The organism is Lelliottia nimipressuralis, from assembly GCF_004402045.1.
Classification (GTDB): domain Bacteria; phylum Pseudomonadota; class Gammaproteobacteria; order Enterobacterales; family Enterobacteriaceae; genus Enterobacter; species Enterobacter chinensis.
Map to the genome: position 1 here is coordinate 787,952 of NZ_SOMG01000030.1, position 18,119 is coordinate 806,070.

At 56.3% G+C, this 18,119-nt stretch carries 15 protein-coding genes; 4 read left to right on the forward strand and 11 right to left on the reverse strand.

What is annotated here, in order from left to right; translation table 11 throughout:
- Positions 1 to 20: 20 nt before the first annotated feature.
- Genes E3U32_RS21400 through narI form a run of 4 tightly spaced genes read left to right on the forward strand, consistent with a single transcriptional unit; the run spans position 21 to position 6,674 of the window.
- The gene (locus tag E3U32_RS21400) at positions 21 to 3,761 is read left to right on the forward strand and encodes a nitrate reductase subunit alpha (RefSeq protein ID WP_134350415.1); all 3,741 of its coding nucleotides are present in this window, start codon (positions 21 to 23) and stop codon (positions 3,759 to 3,761) included.
- A complete protein-coding gene (narH, locus tag E3U32_RS21405; protein ID WP_134350416.1) occupies positions 3,758 to 5,302 on the forward strand; it encodes a nitrate reductase subunit beta in 1,545 nt (514 codons plus the stop codon). Before E3U32_RS21400 ends, narH begins: the two co-directional genes overlap by 4 nt.
- The gene (narW, locus tag E3U32_RS21410) at positions 5,302 to 5,997 is read left to right on the forward strand and encodes a nitrate reductase molybdenum cofactor assembly chaperone (protein ID WP_134350417.1); all 696 of its coding nucleotides are present in this window, start codon (positions 5,302 to 5,304) and stop codon (positions 5,995 to 5,997) included. The genes narH and narW overlap by 1 nt, the downstream gene beginning before the upstream one ends.
- Positions 5,994 to 6,674, forward strand: coding sequence for a respiratory nitrate reductase subunit gamma (narI, locus tag E3U32_RS21415; protein ID WP_047348394.1), 681 nt, complete (start codon positions 5,994 to 5,996; stop codon positions 6,672 to 6,674). The genes narW and narI overlap by 4 nt, the downstream gene beginning before the upstream one ends.
- An 85-nt stretch (positions 6,675 to 6,759) precedes the next feature.
- On the opposite strand, the gene E3U32_RS21420 is transcribed toward narI, so the two are convergent.
- The 11 genes from E3U32_RS21420 to E3U32_RS21470 form a co-directional block, all read right to left on the reverse strand.
- Complete coding sequence (locus E3U32_RS21420) at positions 6,760 to 7,209, reverse strand: hypothetical protein (RefSeq protein WP_134350418.1); 450 nt, start codon at positions 7,207 to 7,209, stop codon at positions 6,760 to 6,762.
- 70 nt (positions 7,210 to 7,279) lie between these two features.
- The gene (locus E3U32_RS21425; RefSeq protein ID WP_134350419.1) at positions 7,280 to 8,719 is read right to left on the reverse strand and encodes an anion permease; all 1,440 of its coding nucleotides are present in this window, start codon (positions 8,717 to 8,719) and stop codon (positions 7,280 to 7,282) included.
- A 96-nt stretch (positions 8,720 to 8,815) separates the two neighbouring features.
- A complete protein-coding gene (gene acnB, locus E3U32_RS21430) occupies positions 8,816 to 11,407 on the reverse strand; it encodes a bifunctional aconitate hydratase 2/2-methylisocitrate dehydratase (protein WP_134350420.1) in 2,592 nt (863 codons plus the stop codon).
- A gap of 17 nt (positions 11,408 to 11,424) precedes the next feature.
- Positions 11,425 to 11,973 (reverse strand): RBBP9/YdeN family alpha/beta hydrolase, encoded by a 549-nt coding sequence (locus tag E3U32_RS21435; protein ID WP_134350421.1) that lies wholly within the window; start codon positions 11,971 to 11,973, stop codon positions 11,425 to 11,427.
- Between the two features lie 17 nt (positions 11,974 to 11,990).
- Positions 11,991 to 12,866: a triphosphoribosyl-dephospho-CoA synthase CitG gene (citG, locus tag E3U32_RS21440; protein WP_134350422.1), complete on the reverse strand. Its 876-nt coding sequence runs from the start codon at positions 12,864 to 12,866 to the stop codon at positions 11,991 to 11,993.
- Positions 12,841 to 13,380, reverse strand: coding sequence for a citrate lyase holo-[acyl-carrier protein] synthase (gene citX / locus E3U32_RS21445; protein WP_134350423.1), 540 nt, complete (start codon positions 13,378 to 13,380; stop codon positions 12,841 to 12,843). The genes citG and citX overlap by 26 nt, the downstream gene beginning before the upstream one ends.
- Before the next feature lie 5 nt (positions 13,381 to 13,385).
- Entirely contained in the window at positions 13,386 to 14,906 is a 1,521-nt protein-coding gene (gene citF, locus E3U32_RS21450) for a citrate lyase subunit alpha (protein ID WP_134350424.1), read from the reverse strand.
- A 30-nt stretch (positions 14,907 to 14,936) separates the two neighbouring features.
- Complete coding sequence (gene citE / locus E3U32_RS21455) at positions 14,937 to 15,812, reverse strand: citrate (pro-3S)-lyase subunit beta (RefSeq protein ID WP_134350425.1); 876 nt, start codon at positions 15,810 to 15,812, stop codon at positions 14,937 to 14,939.
- Complete coding sequence (gene citD, locus E3U32_RS21460; protein WP_134350426.1) at positions 15,812 to 16,102, reverse strand: citrate lyase acyl carrier protein; 291 nt, start codon at positions 16,100 to 16,102, stop codon at positions 15,812 to 15,814. The genes citE and citD overlap by 1 nt, the downstream gene beginning before the upstream one ends.
- A 24-nt stretch (positions 16,103 to 16,126) precedes the next feature.
- Entirely contained in the window at positions 16,127 to 17,194 is a 1,068-nt protein-coding gene (citC, locus tag E3U32_RS21465; protein ID WP_134350427.1) for a [citrate (pro-3S)-lyase] ligase, read from the reverse strand.
- Between the two features lie 18 nt (positions 17,195 to 17,212).
- Positions 17,213 to 18,076, reverse strand: coding sequence for a fumarylacetoacetate hydrolase family protein (locus E3U32_RS21470; protein ID WP_134350428.1), 864 nt, complete (start codon positions 18,074 to 18,076; stop codon positions 17,213 to 17,215).
- Positions 18,077 to 18,119: the final 43 nt, after the last annotated feature.

An 18,119-nucleotide genomic window follows, 5' to 3' on the forward strand; every position in this document is an offset into this window, starting at 1 on the left:
ATCGAAGCAGGAGAAATGTCATGAGTAAACTGTTGGACCGCTTCCGCTACTTCAAAACAAAAGGCGACAGTTTCGCCGATGGGCACGGGCAGGTGTATCACACCAACCGCGACTGGGAGGACAGCTACCGCCAGCGCTGGCAGTTCGACAAGATTGTACGCTCCACCCACGGTGTGAACTGTACCGGTTCTTGTAGCTGGAAAATTTACGTCAAAAACGGCCTGGTAACCTGGGAGACTCAGCAAACCGACTATCCCCGCACCCGCCCCGACCTGCCCAACCATGAACCGCGCGGCTGCCCGCGTGGTGCGAGCTACTCCTGGTATCTCTACAGCGCCAACCGTCTCAAATACCCGCTGGTGCGCCGCAGGCTGATTGAACTCTGGCGCGAGGCGCTGGCCCAACATCACGATCCGGTCCTGGCGTGGGACGCCATCCAGAGCGATCCGCAAAAAGCGCAGAGCTACAGGCGCGCGCGCGGTCACGGCGGATTCATCCGCTCGAACTGGAAGGAGCTGAACCAGCTGATTGCCGCCGCCAATGTCTGGACCATCAAAAATTATGGCCCGGATCGCGTCGCCGGTTTTTCACCTATTCCGGCGATGTCGATGGTCTCCTACGCCGCCGGCACGCGCTATCTTTCCCTGCTGGGCGGCACCTGCCTGAGCTTCTATGACTGGTATTGCGATCTTCCCCCTGCCTCCCCCATGACCTGGGGCGAGCAGACCGACGTGCCGGAGTCCGCCGACTGGTACAACTCCAGCTATATCATTGCCTGGGGCTCGAACGTGCCGCAGACCCGTACCCCGGACGCCCACTTCTTCACCGAGGTGCGCTACAAAGGCACCAAAACCGTCGCCATCACGCCTGACTTCTCGGAGGTAGCGAAGCTGAGCGACCAGTGGCTGGCCCCCAAACAGGGCACCGACAGCGCCCTCGCCATGGCGATGGGCCACGTGATCCTCAAAGAGTTCCACCTCGATAACCCCAGCGACTACTTCCTCAACTATTGTCGCCGCTATACCGACATGCCGATGCTGGTGCTGCTCGACGAGCAGGAAGACGGTCGCGTTGTGCCGGGCCGGATGCTGCGCGCCTCGGACCTTGTTGACGAGCTGGGGGAAGCCAATAACCCTGAATGGAAGACCGTCGCCTTTAATGTTGCCGGGAACCTCGTGGTACCAAACGGATCGATTGGTTTCCGCTGGGGAGAAAAAGGCAAATGGAACCTGGAGCCGCAGGCGGCGGGCCATGAAACCGAGCTGACCCTTTCGCTGCTCATTACCCACGACAGCGTGGCAGACGTCGCCTTCCCCTACTTTGGCGGCAATGAAAACCCGCATTTTCGCAGCGTGAAGCAGGAGCCGGTACTGACGCGCCGCGTGCCGAGCAAAACCCTGACGCTCGCCGACGGTCGCGAGAAACGGGTGGTCAGCGTTTACGATCTGGTGCTGGCTAACTACGGTCTCGATCGCGGTCTGGAAGACAACAACGCAGCAGCACACTACGGTGAAATCAAAGCCTACACCCCGGCCTGGGGCGAACAGATTACCGGCGTACCCGCTTATCTGATAGAAAAAATCGCCCGCGAGTTTGCCGATACGGCGCACAAAACGCACGGTCGCTCAATGATCATTCTGGGTGCCGGGGTGAACCACTGGTACCACATGGACATGAACTACCGGGGGATGATCAACATGCTGGTCTTCTGCGGCAGCGTCGGGCAGAGCGGCGGCGGCTGGTCCCACTACGTGGGCCAGGAGAAGCTGCGCCCACAAACCGGCTGGCTGCCGCTGGCCTTCGCGCTGGACTGGAACCGTCCGCCGCGCCAGATGAACAGCACTTCATTCTTTTACAACCACGCCAGCCAGTGGCGCTACGAGAAGCTGACCGCGCAGGAGCTGCTCTCCCCGCTGGCGGACGCCTCGAAATTCACCGGCCACCTGATCGACTTCAACGTCCGCGCCGAGCGTATGGGCTGGCTGCCGTCGGCCCCGCAGCTCAACCTTAACCCGCTGCACATTAAAGCCCGCGCGGAGGCGGCGGGCATGACGCCGCAGGAGTACACCGTGCAGGGGCTAAAATCCGGTGACGTGCGTTTCGCCTGCGAGCAGCCCGACAACGGTAAAAACCATCCCCGCAACCTGTTCGTCTGGCGCTCTAACCTGCTCGGCTCGTCCGGGAAAGGCCACGAGTACATGCTGAAATACCTGCTCGGCACCGAAAGCGGCATTCAGGGCGAGGATCTCGGCTCGACCGATGACGTGAAGCCTGAAGAGGTGGAATGGCAGACCGCCGCCATCGAGGGCAAGCTCGACCTGCTGGTGACGCTCGACTTCCGCATGTCCAGCACCTGTCTGTTCTCAGATATCGTTCTGCCCACCGCTACCTGGTATGAAAAAGACGACATGAATACCTCGGATATGCATCCGTTTATTCATCCGCTCTCCGCCGCCGTCGATCCGGCGTGGGAGTCACGCAGCGACTGGGAGATCTACAAAGGCATCGCCAAAGTCTTCTCCGAGGTCTGCGTCGGGCATCTGGGCACCGAAACCGACGTGGTGCTGCAGCCGCTGCAGCACGACTCTCCGGCGGAGCTCTCCCAGCCGTTTGATATTCAGGACTGGCGCAAAGGCGAATGCGACCTGATCCCCGGCAAAACCGCGCCGAACGTTATGGTCGTCGAGCGTAACTACCCGGAAACCTACGAACGCTTCACCTCTCTCGGTCCGCTAATGGACAAGCTCGGCAACGGCGGAAAAGGCATTTCATGGAACACGCAGAACGAGGTCGATTTCCTCGGCAAGCTGAACTACGTGAAGCTCGAGGGCCCGGCTAAAGGCCGCCCGCGCATTGAAACCGCTATTGACGCCTCCGAGGTGATCCTCGCCCTGGCGCCGGAAACCAACGGTCAGGTGGCGGTGAAGGCCTGGAAAGCACTCGGCGAACTGACCGGGCGCGACCACACGCATCTGGCGCTGAATAAAGAAGACGAGAAGATCCGCTTTCGCGATATCCAGGCGCAGCCGCGCAAAATCATCTCCAGCCCGACCTGGTCCGGTCTTGAGAGCGAGCACGTGTCGTATAACGCAGGCTATACCAACGTCCACGAGCTGATCCCGTGGCGTACCCTTTCCGGTCGTCAGCAGCTTTATCAGGACCACGCGTGGATGCGCGCCTTCGGAGAGAGTCTGGTGGCCTACCGTCCGCCGATTGATACCCGAAGCGTTACCCATATGCGCGAGATCCCGCCGAACGGCTTCCCGGAAAAAGCGCTGAACTTCCTGACGCCGCACCAGAAATGGGGCATCCACTCTACCTACAGCGAAAACCTGCTGATGCAAACCCTGTCGCGCGGCGGGCCGATTGTCTGGATCAGCGAAACCGACGCCCGCGAGCTGGGCATTGAGGACAACGACTGGATCGAAGCCTTCAACGCCAACGGCGCCCTCACCGCCCGCGCGGTGGTCAGCCAGCGCGTGCCGCCGGGCATGACCATGATGTACCACGCCCAGGAGCGCATCCTGAACATTCCAGGTTCAGAGGTGACCGGACGGCGCGGCGGGATCCACAACTCGGTGACCCGCGTTTGCCCTAAACCGACGCACATGATCGGGGGCTACGCCCAGCTGGCGTACAGCTTTAACTATTACGGCACCGTCGGCTCCAACCGCGACGAGTTCATCATGATCCGCAAAATGAAAAACATTAACTGGCTGGATGGCGAAGGTCGGGATCAGGTACAGGAGGCGAAAAAATGAAAATACGCTCACAGGTTGGCATGGTTCTGAACCTCGATAAATGCATTGGCTGCCACACCTGCTCGGTCACCTGTAAGAACGTCTGGACCGGGCGTGAAGGCATGGAATATGCGTGGTTTAACAACGTCGAAACCAAACCGGGGATCGGCTACCCGAAAAACTGGGAAGATCAGGAGGAGTGGCAAGGCGGCTGGATCCGCGGCATTACCGGCAAGCTGACGCCGCGCCTCGGCGGCAAGATAGGCGTACTGTCGAAAATTTTCGCTAACCCCGTCCTGCCGCAGATTGACGATTACTACGAGCCCTTTACCTTTGACTATCAGGATCTCCACCGCGCCCCGGAGGGCGATCACCTCCCTACCGCCCGCCCGCGCTCGCTGATTGACGGCAAGCGGATGGACAAAATCGTCTGGGGACCCAACTGGGAAGAGCTGCTGGGCGGGGAGTTCGAAAAACGCGCCCGCGACCGCAACTTCCAGAAGATTCAGAAAGAGATGTACGGCCAGTTTGAAAACACCTTCATGATGTACCTGCCGCGCCTGTGCGAGCACTGTCTGAACCCGAGCTGCGTCGCCACCTGCCCGAGCGGTGCCATCTACAAGCGCGAAGAGGACGGCATTGTGCTGATCGACCAGGACAAATGCCGCGGCTGGCGTTTGTGCATCAGCGGCTGTCCGTACAAAAAAATCTACTTCAACTGGAAGAGCGGCAAGTCAGAAAAATGCATCTTCTGCTACCCGCGCATTGAGTCCGGCCAGCCGACCGTCTGCTCGGAAACCTGCGTTGGGCGCATCCGCTATCTCGGCGTGCTGCTGTATGACGCAGATCGTATTGAAGAGGCCGCCAGCACCGAGCATGAAACCGATCTGTACGAGCGCCAGTGCGACGTGTTCCTGAACCCGAACGACCCGGCTGTGATTGAGGAAGCGCTGAAGCAGGGCATTCCGCAGAACGTGATTGACGCAGCCCAGCGTTCACCGGTCTACAAAATGGCGATGGACTGGAAGCTGGCCCTGCCGCTACATCCGGAGTACCGCACCCTGCCGATGGTCTGGTACGTGCCGCCGCTGTCACCGATTCAGTCCTACGCCGATGCGGGCGGCCTGCCGCAGAGCGACGGCGTACTGCCTGCCGTAGAGAGCCTGCGCATTCCGGTGCAGTACCTGGCAAACATGCTCAGTGCGGGCGATACCGGCCCGGTGCTGCGCGCCCTGAAGCGCATGATGGCGATGCGCCACTACAAACGTTCCCAGACCGTGGAAGGCGTGACCGATACCCGCGCTATCGAAGAGGTCGGCCTGACCGAAGCACAGGTTGAAGAGATGTACCGCTATCTGGCGATCGCCAACTACGAAGATCGCTTCGTGATCCCGACCAGCCACCGTGAAATGGCGCGCGACGCTTTCCCGGAGAAAAACGGCTGCGGCTTCACCTTTGGCGACGGCTGCCACGGCTCTGACACCAAATTCAACCTCTTCAACAGCAGCCGCATTGACGCGATTAACATCACCGAGGTGCGCGAACACGGGGAGGGAGAATAATGCAAATCCTCAAAATCATCGCGCTGCTGATCGAATATCCCGATGAGACCCTGTGGGATAGCCGTGATGAAGCGCTTTCGTTGATTGATCAGGAGGCGCCCACGCTGCTGCCGTTTACCCGGCAGCATCTGAACGCCCCGCTGCTGGATAAACAGGCCGAGTGGTGCGAGGTTTTTGAGCGCGGTCGCGCAACGTCGCTGCTGCTGTTCGAGCACGTTCACGCTGAGTCCCGCGATCGCGGTCAGGCGATGGTCGATCTCATGAGCCAGTACGAGAAAGCCGGGCTTCAGCTGGACTGCCGCGAGCTACCGGACTACCTTCCGCTCTACCTGGAATACCTCAGCATCATCACCGACGACGAAGCGCGCGAAGGATTGCAAAACGTCGCGCCGATCCTGGCGCTAATTGGCGGGCGCCTTAAGCAGCGCGGGGTGGCGCATTACCAGCTGTTTGACGCGCTTCTGACGCTGGCGGGAACGCGGCTTTCCAGCGACAGCGTGGCAAAACAGGTGTCCGGTGAAAAACGAGACGACACCCGTCAGGCGCTGGACGCCGTATGGGAAGAGGAACAGGTCAAGTTTATCGAAGACAACGCCACATCGTGCGACAGCTCGCTGATGCAGCAATATCAACGACGCTTTAGCCAAGACGTCGCGCCGCAGTACGTGGACGTCAGTGCCGGAGGCCCAAAATGACACATTACCTGAACGTGTTTTTCTATGACATTTACCCGTACATCTGCGCCACCGTCTTTTTCCTCGGCAGCTGGTTGCGCTACGACTACGGGCAATACACCTGGCGCGCCTCGTCGAGCCAGATGCTCAGTAAACGCGGTATGAACTGGGGCTCTAACCTGTTTCATATCGGGATCCTGGGGATTTTCTTCGGACACCTGTTCGGCATGTTAACCCCGCACTGGATGTACGCCTGGTTTTTACCCGTCGCGGTTAAACAGCAGCTGGCCATGATGGCTGGTGGGGTTTGTGGCGTATTGACGCTGATTGGCGGTTCTATGCTGCTTTACCGCCGCCTGTTCAATCAGCGCGTGCGCGCCACGTCCACCACGCCGGATATCATCATCATGAGCATTTTGCTGATCCAGTGCATCCTGGGGCTGACCACCATCCCCTTCTCCGCACAGTATCCTGACGGGAGTGAAATGATGAAGCTGGTCGGCTGGGCGCAAGGGATCGTGACGTTTAAGGGAGGCTCATCAGAAATGCTGAGCGGCGTGGCGCCGATCTTCCGCATCCATCTGGTGCTGGGGATGACAATCTTCCTTATCTTCCCGTTCACCCGTCTGGTGCACGTGTGGAGCGCACCGTTTGAGTATTTTACCCGTCGGTATCAGGTGGTGAGATCGCGCCGTTGATTTTGTCGGGTGGCGGCTACGCCTTACCCGACCTACGTTCAGGTTCCTCCAGGCCCGATAAGGCGTAGCCGCCACCGGGCTAGAATCAACCTACGGAACCTCCGGTTACCAGAGAGAGAATAAATAACAGCAACAACACTGCGACGATCAGCCCAAACGCAAGCAGCACAGCATGAAAGGTAAGCGTTAGCCCTGAGAATAGAAGTGCCCCAGAGATACCCCAACGGCTCTCCTTGCACATTCCTCCGATGAACGAAAGTCCCAGTGCCACAACAGCGAGAATAATCCCGGCGTTAAGAAGAATGCTGTCGATATCAACCGTCATTTTTTCGGTTCGGGCAGCAGGACGCTCTCCCTTTAACCCCGCAATTACCCCTTGTTTTACAGCCGAAACTTTCTCAGCAACAATAACCTCAAGCGCTGGCGGCTTTGGAGAAAACGGTCCGAATGAAAACTGAACGATTGAGAGAATGAGTGCAATTCCCCCCAGAAACATACCCAATGAACTGAATTTATTTCGTAATACGATTTCCATATCAACATGCCTTCGAGTAATGCCGCCGCGTGGGCTGTAGGCCCGGTAAGGCGTAGCCGCCACCGGGAGATTAAAACTGCAGCATGCCGTTTTGCAGAAGAAAATTCCACCACGGAATGCCGCAAACCATATGGATCAGAAATGTGCACAACGCCACGACGGTGCCGATCGTCCACCATGACTTAATGTCGTTATACCCGGCGGCGAAGATAATGGGTCCTGCTGCGCCCCCATAGTGCGTGATACACCCGCCGTAGGAGTTGGAAAACAGAATAGCAAGCGCCAGCAGGACAGGCGCCGTTCCGGTTACCAGACCCACGGTGGCAAACACCGGCACCATGGCCGCGACGTATGCTCCACCGGAGGCAAAGAAATAGCGAACCAGCACGCTGAGAAACACGATAATCACGATAGTCATATTACCGGCGCTGAGAAAATCCAGATGCGCAGACAGGAAATCAGCCAGCCAGCGGAAAAATCCCTCTTTGCTCAGGGTGGCGCTCAGACCAATGATGCCCCCATACCACATCAGGGTATTCCAGCCGCCTTTATTTTTTTGAACATCGCTCCAGCCGATAATATTAAACAGCAGGGCCGCCCCCATCGCGATAATGGCGACGGCGGATTCAGTGAGTCCAAGATGACGTGAGAAGATCCAGCCCAATAATGCGGCGATAAAAATAACCACCAGCCCCTTCTCTTTGAGGCTCATTGCACCGAGGCTTTGAAGCCCGTTGGTCGCAATCGCGACATTATCAATTTCTTTAATTTCCGGAGAGGCAATTCGGTAGCAAATATAGGGAATGATACACAGCATCAATAAACCCAACGGGGCACCCGCCAGCATCCAGCCGATCCAGCTAATATGAATATGGAAAATATCTGAAATGAGCTGAAGCGCTAACGCGTTCCCGGCAAAGCCCGTTAAAAACATATAGCTGGTCGTTTTAGTGACCATATAGACATTAACCATTAAATAACGGCCAGCCTTACACGGCGTCTCTTTTGGCGTTGAGCCCAGTACGGTCGCGATGCTGTTAATAATAGGGAATACCACCCCACCTGCCCGCGCGGTATTTGAGGGCGTGGCGGGTGCCAGCACCAAATCCAGTAAGGCGGTCACATACCCCAGTCTCAGCGTCGTACTGCCAAACTTGAGGATAAACCAGTAGGCAAGCCGTTTCCCCAGACCGGTCGTGACAAATGCCGCGCTAAGCGTAAAGGCACTGAACACCAGCCAGGTGGTGCCTGAGGCGTATCCACTCAGCACATCCATTGATTTGACGGGTGAATCCGGGAATTTTGTTACGGTAAAACAGGTTAATGCAACCGCGACGAGCATGATGACGGGTTCGGGATAAGGTTTAATGACCAGGCCAACGATAGCGGACAAATATATTCCTGCCAGTATCCACGCCTCTTTGGTTAATCCATCAGGCGGAGGAATGAATATTGATAATAATATTATCACGGCAAGTAAGATTGTTTTTAAAACATTGGATTTAAGCATATCTCACCCATGAGAAAAGGGTCCCTGAATGGCAGAGACGGCTCCAGAGAGACGCCTCTGCCGGCTAAATACATTTGCTAAATAAATAATAAGAAACTACAGACTAACAATCTGGATATTATCACCTTCTGTGTTTTTATATTCTGCCAGGGTGTCAAAACTGAGATAGCGATAGATATTTTCCTGCGCGCCATGAAGTTTATCCGTATAGCTAAAATATTCTTCCACGCTTGGCATTTTACCCAGTATGGCCGCGACGGTGCTTAATTCAGCCGAGGCAAGGAACACTTTGGCATTCGTTCCCAGACGATGCGGGAAATTTCGGGTGGACGTTGATACTACGTGACTCCCTTCGCGCACCCTCGCCTGGTTCCCCATGCAGAGGGAACAGCCCGCGGGCTCGATTCTCGCCCCCGATTTTATAAACTGACTAAAATAGCCCTCACGGGAAAGCTGCCGGGCATCCATTTTGGTGGGAGGCGCGATCCACAACCGCGCCTGGCTTGCACTGGCATCGGCCAGGATTTCACCCGCAGCGCGGAAATGACCAATGTTGGTCATGCAGGAGCCAATAAAGACCTCTTCAACAGGCGTGCTGGCAACGTCGGAAAGTAACCGGGCATCGTCCGGATCGTCCGGCGCGCAGACCACCGGTTCAGTGATTTCATTGAGGTCAATGTCAATGACTGCGGCATATTCCGCGTCAGGATCGGCGGACAGCAGCGATGGGTTAGCCAGCCACGCCTCGATTTCAGCGATGCGACGTTCAAGCGTGTCGGCGTTCTCATACCCCTGCTTAACCATCCAGCGCAGCAGAGCCGCGTTGGAACGCAGATATTGCGCGACATTCTCTTCTGCCAGGCGCATCACGCACGCAGCAGCGGACCGTTCAGCGGAGGCGTCAGCCAGCTCAAACGCCTGCTCTGCACTCAGTGTTTCCAGCCCCTCAATTTCGAGGATCCGGCCCGAGAAAACATTGCGTTTATTCTTTTTCTCGACCGTCAACAGTCCCTGCTTTCTGGCGTAGAGCGGTATGGCATGAACCAGATCGCGCAGGGTGATCCCTTTTTGCATCTCGCCCTTAAAGCGCACCAGCACCGATTCAGGCATATCCAGCGGCATAATGCCGGTTGCGGCGGCAAACGCTACCAGCCCGGAGCCGCCCGGGAAAGAGATCCCCAGCGGGAAGCGGGTATGGGAGTCGGCACCGGTGCCCACCGTATCCGGCAGCAGCATGCGGTTAAGCCAGGAGTGGATAATGCCATCGCCCGGCTTCAGCGCGACCCCGTTACGACGGGTAATAAACTGCGGCAGGGTTTCATGCAGCTGAACGTCGACGGGCTTAGGGTACGCAGAGGTGTGGCAGAAAGACTGCATCACCAGGTCGGCTGAAAACGTGAGGCAGGCAAGGTCGGTCAGCTCGTCACGCGTCATCCCGCCGGTGGTGTCCTGAGAACCCACGGTCGTGATCTTCGGCTCGCAATACTGCCCGGGACGGATCCCCGCGACGCCGCAGGCTTTACCCACCATTTTCTGTGCCAGCGTAAAACCGGCTGCGGATGGCGCAGGGGCGGAGGGCTTGCGGAAGACTTCTGAAGGCGCAAGCATCAGCGATTCCCTCGCTTTCGCGGTCAGGCTGCGTCCGATAATCAGCGGGATCCGCCCGCCGGCGCGCACTTCATCCAGCAACACCTCGGTTTTAAGCGTAAAGCGCGTCAACAGACGCTGGCTTTCCGTCTCGCGAATTTCGCCTTTGTAGGGATACAAATCGATCAGCATCCCGGTCGTCAGCGCGGAGACGTCCATCTCTACCGGCAAAGCACCGGAATCTTCCAGCGTGTTGAAGAAAATGGGCGCGATTTTGCCGCCAAACACAAACCCGCCGTTACGTTTATTCGGCACGTACGGAATATCGTTTCCGATGTGCCATAAAATCGAGTTAGTGGCGGATTTGCGCGATGACCCGGTTCCGACGACATCGCCGACGTACGCCAGCGGCCAGCCTTCCTCTTTTAATTCTGCCAGCTGGCGCAAAGGGCCTCGCACGCCGGCTTCATCCGGCTCGACCCCTTCCCTGACGTTACTAAGCATGGAGAGCGCGTGCAGCGGAATATCCGGACGTGACCACGCCTCCGGTGCCGGAGACAAATCGTCGGTATTGGTCTCACCGGGAACCTTGAACACCTTCAGGGTGATTTTTTCAGGCATCGCCGGACGGCGGGTAAACCATTCGGCATTTGCCCAGGACTGAAGCACCTCTTTTGCCCGGTCGTTACCGCTCATCGCTTTGGCTTCAACCTGGCTGAATTTTTCAAAAATCAGGATGGTAGAAGAAAGCTGCTGTACGGCCAGCGGTGCCAGGCTCGGGTGGTCCAGAAGATCAATCAGCGGCTGGACGTTATAGCCTCCCTGCATGGTGCCCAGCAGCGTCGTGGCCGCCTCGGGAGAGAGGCCGTTAATACGGTATTCCTGCAATGCCACCTTAAATAAAAATTCGGCTTTTAACTTTGCCGCGGGATCGACGCCCGGGGGAACGCTGTGGGTTAATAATTCTAAGAGAGGATGAGGTGCGGACGCATCGTGAATTAAACGATGAATAAGCGCATCAGTCTGTTCCGCTGTTAAGGGTTTCGCCGGAATGCCCGCCTCTTCGCGTGCGATCAGGTGCTGATTATAATCATCTAACATAGGGTCTCCTGTTAAAGCTAAAGTTGTTCACAAAATTCTGTTAGCCGTTCGAGTCCGTAAGGCCATTCACCAAAACCCGATTCGGCATTAATATGCCCGGCCTCCCCGATATCGATTAAATGGCCCTCCCAGCGTGCTGCCCAGAACTGAGCGCGCGCGAAAGGCATCAGGGGGTCGTTTCTGCTGGCAAACATCAGGCAGGGAACCGGCAATGACGCTGGCTGAATGGCCTCTTCAAGGCCGAAAATAGCGGGTTCTGCCGGCGCGACCATCACCACCCCGGCGACGTTTACCCGTCGCGTTTGCAGCAGCCGGCATGACGCCAGCGCGCCAAAGCTATGGCCGACGAGGATGGCGGGCAGCTGGCACGATGCCAGTTCGCGGGTAATGGCGGAGACCCAGTTTTCAATATCGGGCTCAAACCAATTTTTCTGCTGAATCCGCTTCCAGAAAGGAAAACGCCGCCCCCAACAGCTTTGCCAGTGATGCTCATCGCTGTCTCTCAATCCCGGCACCAGAATTAGGGTATAAACGTTACTGAGCTGCTGCAGGCGTTGTTCAATCATGACGTTTTCCTTTTCGATTATTCGCACGGGAACTGCGACAATAACCATCCGACGGCGATAAGATCTGCGCTCCCACCCGGACTTAAATTCCGGCGAATAAACTGAACGTCCATTCTGGATAAGGCATTAACTAATTTCTCCGGCGTCAGATGTCTCACGGTTAATAGTCGTCTGGAATAGCGTCTGGCGTAATTCAGCCCTTCCGTTCCACCACGTGAAACAAGATTGGTATCCGGATTCGCCGCCATCAGCCCGAGCAGCATCCTCAGCAGCGCGTCGTCCTCAGAGGCTCCCCGGCGCAGTGCGATGTCAAAGTGAGGAAGGCCAACGTGGCGGACGGTGGCAAAACCGCTTTCCGCCTCCCCTCTGGCACCGGTGAAGCCGTACGCTTTGTATTGCTGCTCGCCCTTCGTTTTCGCAACGCCGCGATTTTTCAGCTCCTGTTCAACGATGCCTTTGCAGATTGCGCTACTCTCATCGCACAGGCTGCGTTGCGTGAGGCTTTCTTGCCTTTGCGTCAGACGCCCCGCCGCGGCACACAGCAGCCCCAGAGAGAAGATCCCGCCTTTATGGGTATTCACCCCGCCGGTGGCGTTAAACATTGCCTGTTCGCAGGCCAGACCGGTCGGCCTTATCGCCCGCAGCGTTTGCGGGCCAGCAAGACGAGCAGTCTCTCTGCCAACGTTAAAGAATGTTGAAAACCAGGGGGCAATCGCCGCGATACTGGTCATGAACAGTGCGAAATTCATATCCTTATGCGCCCCACTGTTTACGCGATCCACCAGACCCGGTTTCGGGGTTAAGCGAATTTCCCGGTACAGGGCCTCGGTAGCCAGCTCAGCGAAGGTGTGCTGAACGTCGGGTGCATTACATCTGGCAAGCAAAGTAGTCATCGGTTAACGCCTCGATTACGCGCGTGAGCTCGGCCTGTGAATGACGTCGCATACGAGAACAAACATGAGCAGGTTCATGACAGATAAAGCATCTGCGCATCGGTTGCTGGATAGCGTTTCTTTTCAGCAGGCCCGCTTTTGGACACAGCACGTCGATATCCCATAAGCGTCCCAGCGGATGGTTATCTTCCAGGTGCGCCGTCACGTGTTTGACCATCCACGCGGGTGCCGCCACCGCCCAGAGCGCTTCCGGCCCCGTGACCGGCTGCAGGATCTGCTGCCGGCAGACCGTCCACTGATGGGTCCGGAACAGGTTCCCGAGCGCGTCATTCGCAGCGGCCATCACCTGTCTGGCCAGCGCGGTATCCTTCACCTCCCCCGGCCAGACCAGCGTGACGGAAACCACCGTATGATCCGACTGAAACAGCCACGCCTGCTGACGACGGGCTCGCTGTTCTCTGGCGTTCAGAACCTGTTCCAGAGAGACCTTCGCGTTCGAGGCTTTATCCATCATGAGAATTACTCCTTAACCTGGCGAACCACATCTATCACGCTGCCGTCGCGGTAGCGCACCACACCGACGATACGGTCAGTAAACTCGACAGGCTTAGGCTCACCCGAGATGAGCAGCGCCTTGCGATACAGCGCATCGATGTCGACGACGGTCAGCCCGGCGTTAATCAGACGTTCACGGATCTCCGGACGCGCCGGGTTAACGGCAATACCGTGATCGGTAACCAGAACGTCGATGCTTTCGCCCGGCGTCACCAGGGTGGTGACCTGCCTGACAACGGTAGGAATTCGGCTGCGGATCAGCGGGGCAACCACGATGGTGAGATTTGCCGCCGCGGCGACGTCGCAATGCCCGCCTGAGGCGCCGCGCATCACGCCGTCGGAACCGGTCAGGACGTTTACGTTGAACTGTGTGTCCACCTCCAGCGCGCTGAGAATGACCACATCAACCCTGTCGCAGCAGGCGGCTTTTGCAGCCGGGTTCGCATAGACGTTGGTGGAAATTTCCACATGGCCTGGATTGACCGTCATAGAGGCTGCCGCTGCACCATCAAAGCTTTGCGTATCGAGAATCTTTTCAATGAGTCCCTTTTGATGCAGATCGACAATGCTGCCAGTGATGCCGCCGAGCGCGAACCGGGCGACAATATTGTGTTTGCGCATACGGGCTTCCATAAACCGCGTACAGGCGGTGGACGCCGCGCCTGAACCGGTCTGAATGGAAAAGCCGTTGCGGAAATAGCCAGAGTGTTCGATAACGTCGGCGGCAGAACGGGCAATCATCAGCTCACGTGGATTACTGGTGACCCTGGCAGCGCCTACGCTGATTTTTGCCGGGTCGCCGACGCTCTCAATCTGCACCACATAGTCAACCCGGTCCTGGACGATACTGGCCGGCAGGTTGGGGAACGGCTTCAGAGTTTCGGTGAGCAAGACCACCTTTTTGGCGTATTGCGCGTCGACCATGGCATAACCGAGCGAGCCGCACTGCGATGTGCCGCCGTTGCCGCTGGCATTGCCATATTCATCGCAGCAGGACACCGCCAGAAAGGCGACATCAATAGCAATTTCGCCCTTCTGAATCAGGTTCACCCGTCCACCATGGGAGTGGATCTGTACCGGCTCGTCCATCAATCCGTGTGAAATCGCATCCGCCAGCTCGCCACGCATGCCGGAGGTATAGATTTTGCCAATCACGCCACTGCGAATGTGTTCAATAAGCGGGGCATTGCACGACATCAACGAACTGGACGCGAGCGTGATCCCTTTCAGACCGCGCTGAGCCAGTTTATCCATCACGTAATTAATGACCTTATCACCCTCGCGGAACGCGTGATGAAAGGATACGGTCATGCCGTCATGCAGATCGCAGCGGGCCAGCACGTCGTCTACGCTGGCAAAAAGTTTGCGCTGAGTCTTTTGCTGATGATCAGAAAGGTAAGGCGTCGTCGCGTTAGCGCCGCTGAAGGCGACGTACTCACGACGGGAGCCGGGCATGTGATGCAGAGTTTCAGTGAGGTTTTTCATTATTCATCCTGTCGCTTGCGGTATAAGGGATTACTGGCGAATGCCCGAGGCATTTTTACGTTCGATTACCACGCGGGCATGGTTGATGATTGGCGCGTCGATCATTTTTCCGTTCAGCGAAATCACCCCCAGTCCGTTGCGTTCTCCCTCTTCTGCAGCAGCAATCACGCGCTGGGCGTAATCCACTTCTTCCTGCGTAGGCGCGTAGGCGTTATGAAGAATTTCAATTTGTCGCGGATTAATCAGCGATTTTCCGTTGAAGCCCATCCGGCGGATGAGATCCACTTCTTTGAGGAAACCGGCCTCGTCATTCACATCGGCGTATACCACGTCGAAAGCGTCAATTCCTGCCCCGCGCGCGGCATGCAATACGGCGCAGCGGGCATAGAACAGCTCTGTCCCGTCGCCCCGCTCGGTTTGCATATCCATCACATAGTCAAAGGCGGCCAGCGCAATACCCATTAACCGGTCTGAGGATTTCGCAATGGCAACCGCGTTAATCACGCCGACGGCAGATTCGATTGCAGCCATTAATTTCGTTGAGCCAACAGGACGCCCGCAGTTTTCTTCAATGCGGACGATTTCACGTTCAAGTTGATAGATATCTTCCGGAGAGTCAGTTTTCGGCAGACGAATAACATCCACACCTGCCCTGACGGCGGCTTCCAGATCCTTTAAACCAAAAGGGGTATTGAGCGGGTTAATTCTGACAACGGTTTCAATATCGTTGTACATCGGGTGCTGCAGCGCATGAAATACCAGAAGGCGGGCGCTGTCTTTTTCTTTCAGCGCAACGGCATCTTCCAGATCAAACATAATAGAGTCTGGTTTATAGATAAATGCCGTCGACAGCATGGCTGCACTTGAACCGGGAATAAATAACATACTGCGGCGTAACTTTTTCATTATAACGTTTCCCATGCAATGTCTTCCCGGGCTGTACCTCTGAGCAGTGCAGCCTGCACGCGGGCGCGGATCACGCAGTCCAGCGCGCCTTTATCATCGACAACGATCAGCCCCTGCTTGATATTGAATGCAGCAAGCGTTTCATTAACGACCTCTGTAATTCGGTCGCCAAACTGCTTATACACTTCGCTCTGGATGACCACATCCAGCCCGCTTTCGACGGGGCTTACCTTAACCATAAGGTCGCTGGACTCCAGCGTTCCCGCCATCGCGGCTTGCACAATTTTCATATCAGTTTTCCTGTGATAATGCGGTTAAACCGCTGCCGTCAGCGGTTCGGATAAACAAGGCTGATGCTGTAATCCGTTATTCAGAAACGCGCGCGTGGTGGCGGGCACCATGCGACTGGCGGCAGCGATTTTGTTTTCTTTTAATAAACGACGAACGGCTGAAGCCGATACCGGCACATTATTGCCATCCGTTCTTCGTTCTATTTCGTGTACGCTAATGCGGGCCGCCGTGCTCGTTTCTTCTTCCAGCCAGCGATGCATCGCCCGGTTATATTCGGCGGTTAACGGACAGAACGGCTCGGTACCCACGAAACGATGATTAATATTCAACGCGGGGGCGATGTAATTTCTGAACAGCAGGAGATCAATTGCCGCGTAGGTTTTATCAATAACCTGCTTATCTTTCAGGAAATAGCCCGGGAATGTCCCGCGCGAAATAATATACGCCGACCCCGGATGAACGGTGACATTTGGCAGGTGACGGGATCCTTCCCTGACCATCGCGAATCGTTCTTTAAACGAAAATGCGGAGACATCTTCCTGGACCACGAAAACATGTAACGCGTCGCACCGGCTTGCCGCATGCTCAATCAAATATTGATGGCCGAGGGTGAACGGATTGGCGTTCATCACAATCGCGCCAATATTTTTTCCCGGCACGAAGTGGTGGCGGCGCAGCTGGCTGCAATAACGATGAATACCCACCGGCGTATTCTCCATTAATGACGCACAGTTCTCGACCGTCACCAGCGGATAAAACCCGCATCCGCGAAACGACTTCACGTTATCCGGACAGGTAAAAAGAAAGAGTTGATGCTCACCGTTCTGTGCCGCCTGAAGCTCGGCCTCATGGATTAACGTCAGGCTTAACGACGTGCCCCGCCACGCGGCATCCACCGCGATGCATTTTAAGGTGTTACCCGCAATGCCGGTGCAGGCGACAAGCTGGCGTTGATAGCGGGCAACAATAAATTGCTCAATATCGTCATCAATGCCTAACCCGTTGCGGGCCAGGAAGCGGGCGACTTCCTCTCTGGACTGGGCGTTACCGGCGTTAATAACCTCAAACTCGGGTGTTCTGGCGGTGTACATCTTCTCTCTCCTGAGCGTCTAGACAGCTAACTCTTCCGGCTGCGGTTGAGCTTCCACAATGGTATTCATCAGGCGACCAATGTTTTCGATTTCGACTTCGACGCGATCGCCATCGTGCATAAACAGAGGCGGATTACGCTTTTTGCCGACGCCACCGGGCGAGCCGGTAATAATGACGTCGCCGGCGCTGAGGGAGGTGAACGTGCTGATGTAGGCGATAAGATCCGCCACTTTGTGGATCATGCTGCCGGTGGAATCATTCTGAACCAGCATGCCGTTCAGCCAGGTGTGAATGGTCAACGCGTGGGGATCGGGGATCTCATCTGCCGTGGTCATATACGGGCCGAAGGCACCGGTTTGCGTCCAGTTTTTACCGGCGGTGAACCAGGCGTGCTGCCAGTCGCGCACGGAGCCATCCATATAGCAGCTGTAACCCGCGACATGGCTGAGCGCGTTATTGACGTCAATTCGGCTGCCGGGTTTGCCAATGATAACGGCCAGCTCGCCTTCATAATCGAACTCGCTGGAGAGAACCGGTTTTATCACCGGCCGCGCGTGTCCGGTTTGCGAATCAGGAAAACGAATAAACAGCGTGGGGGCATTATTCGTCTCAGCAAACTCTTTTCTTTTTTCAGCGTAATTCATTCCCACGCAGAAAATCTTTCCGGGCTCTTCTATCACGGGCAAAAAGGTAATGTCTTCAGGCATGATATCCACTGGGCAATCGAGATATTGCCTGGCGACGTCTACTGCATCCCATTGAAGAAGGTCTTTCAATGTCGCATATTGATGGCCGATTTTATTACCCAAATCGATAAAGCCGGATGGTGTATAAATCCCGTAGCTTTTACGGCCCTGATGAATATAGCTTGCTAATTTCATGATGATACCCGATTGATATACGTTTTCTTTCTGTGTTCACGCC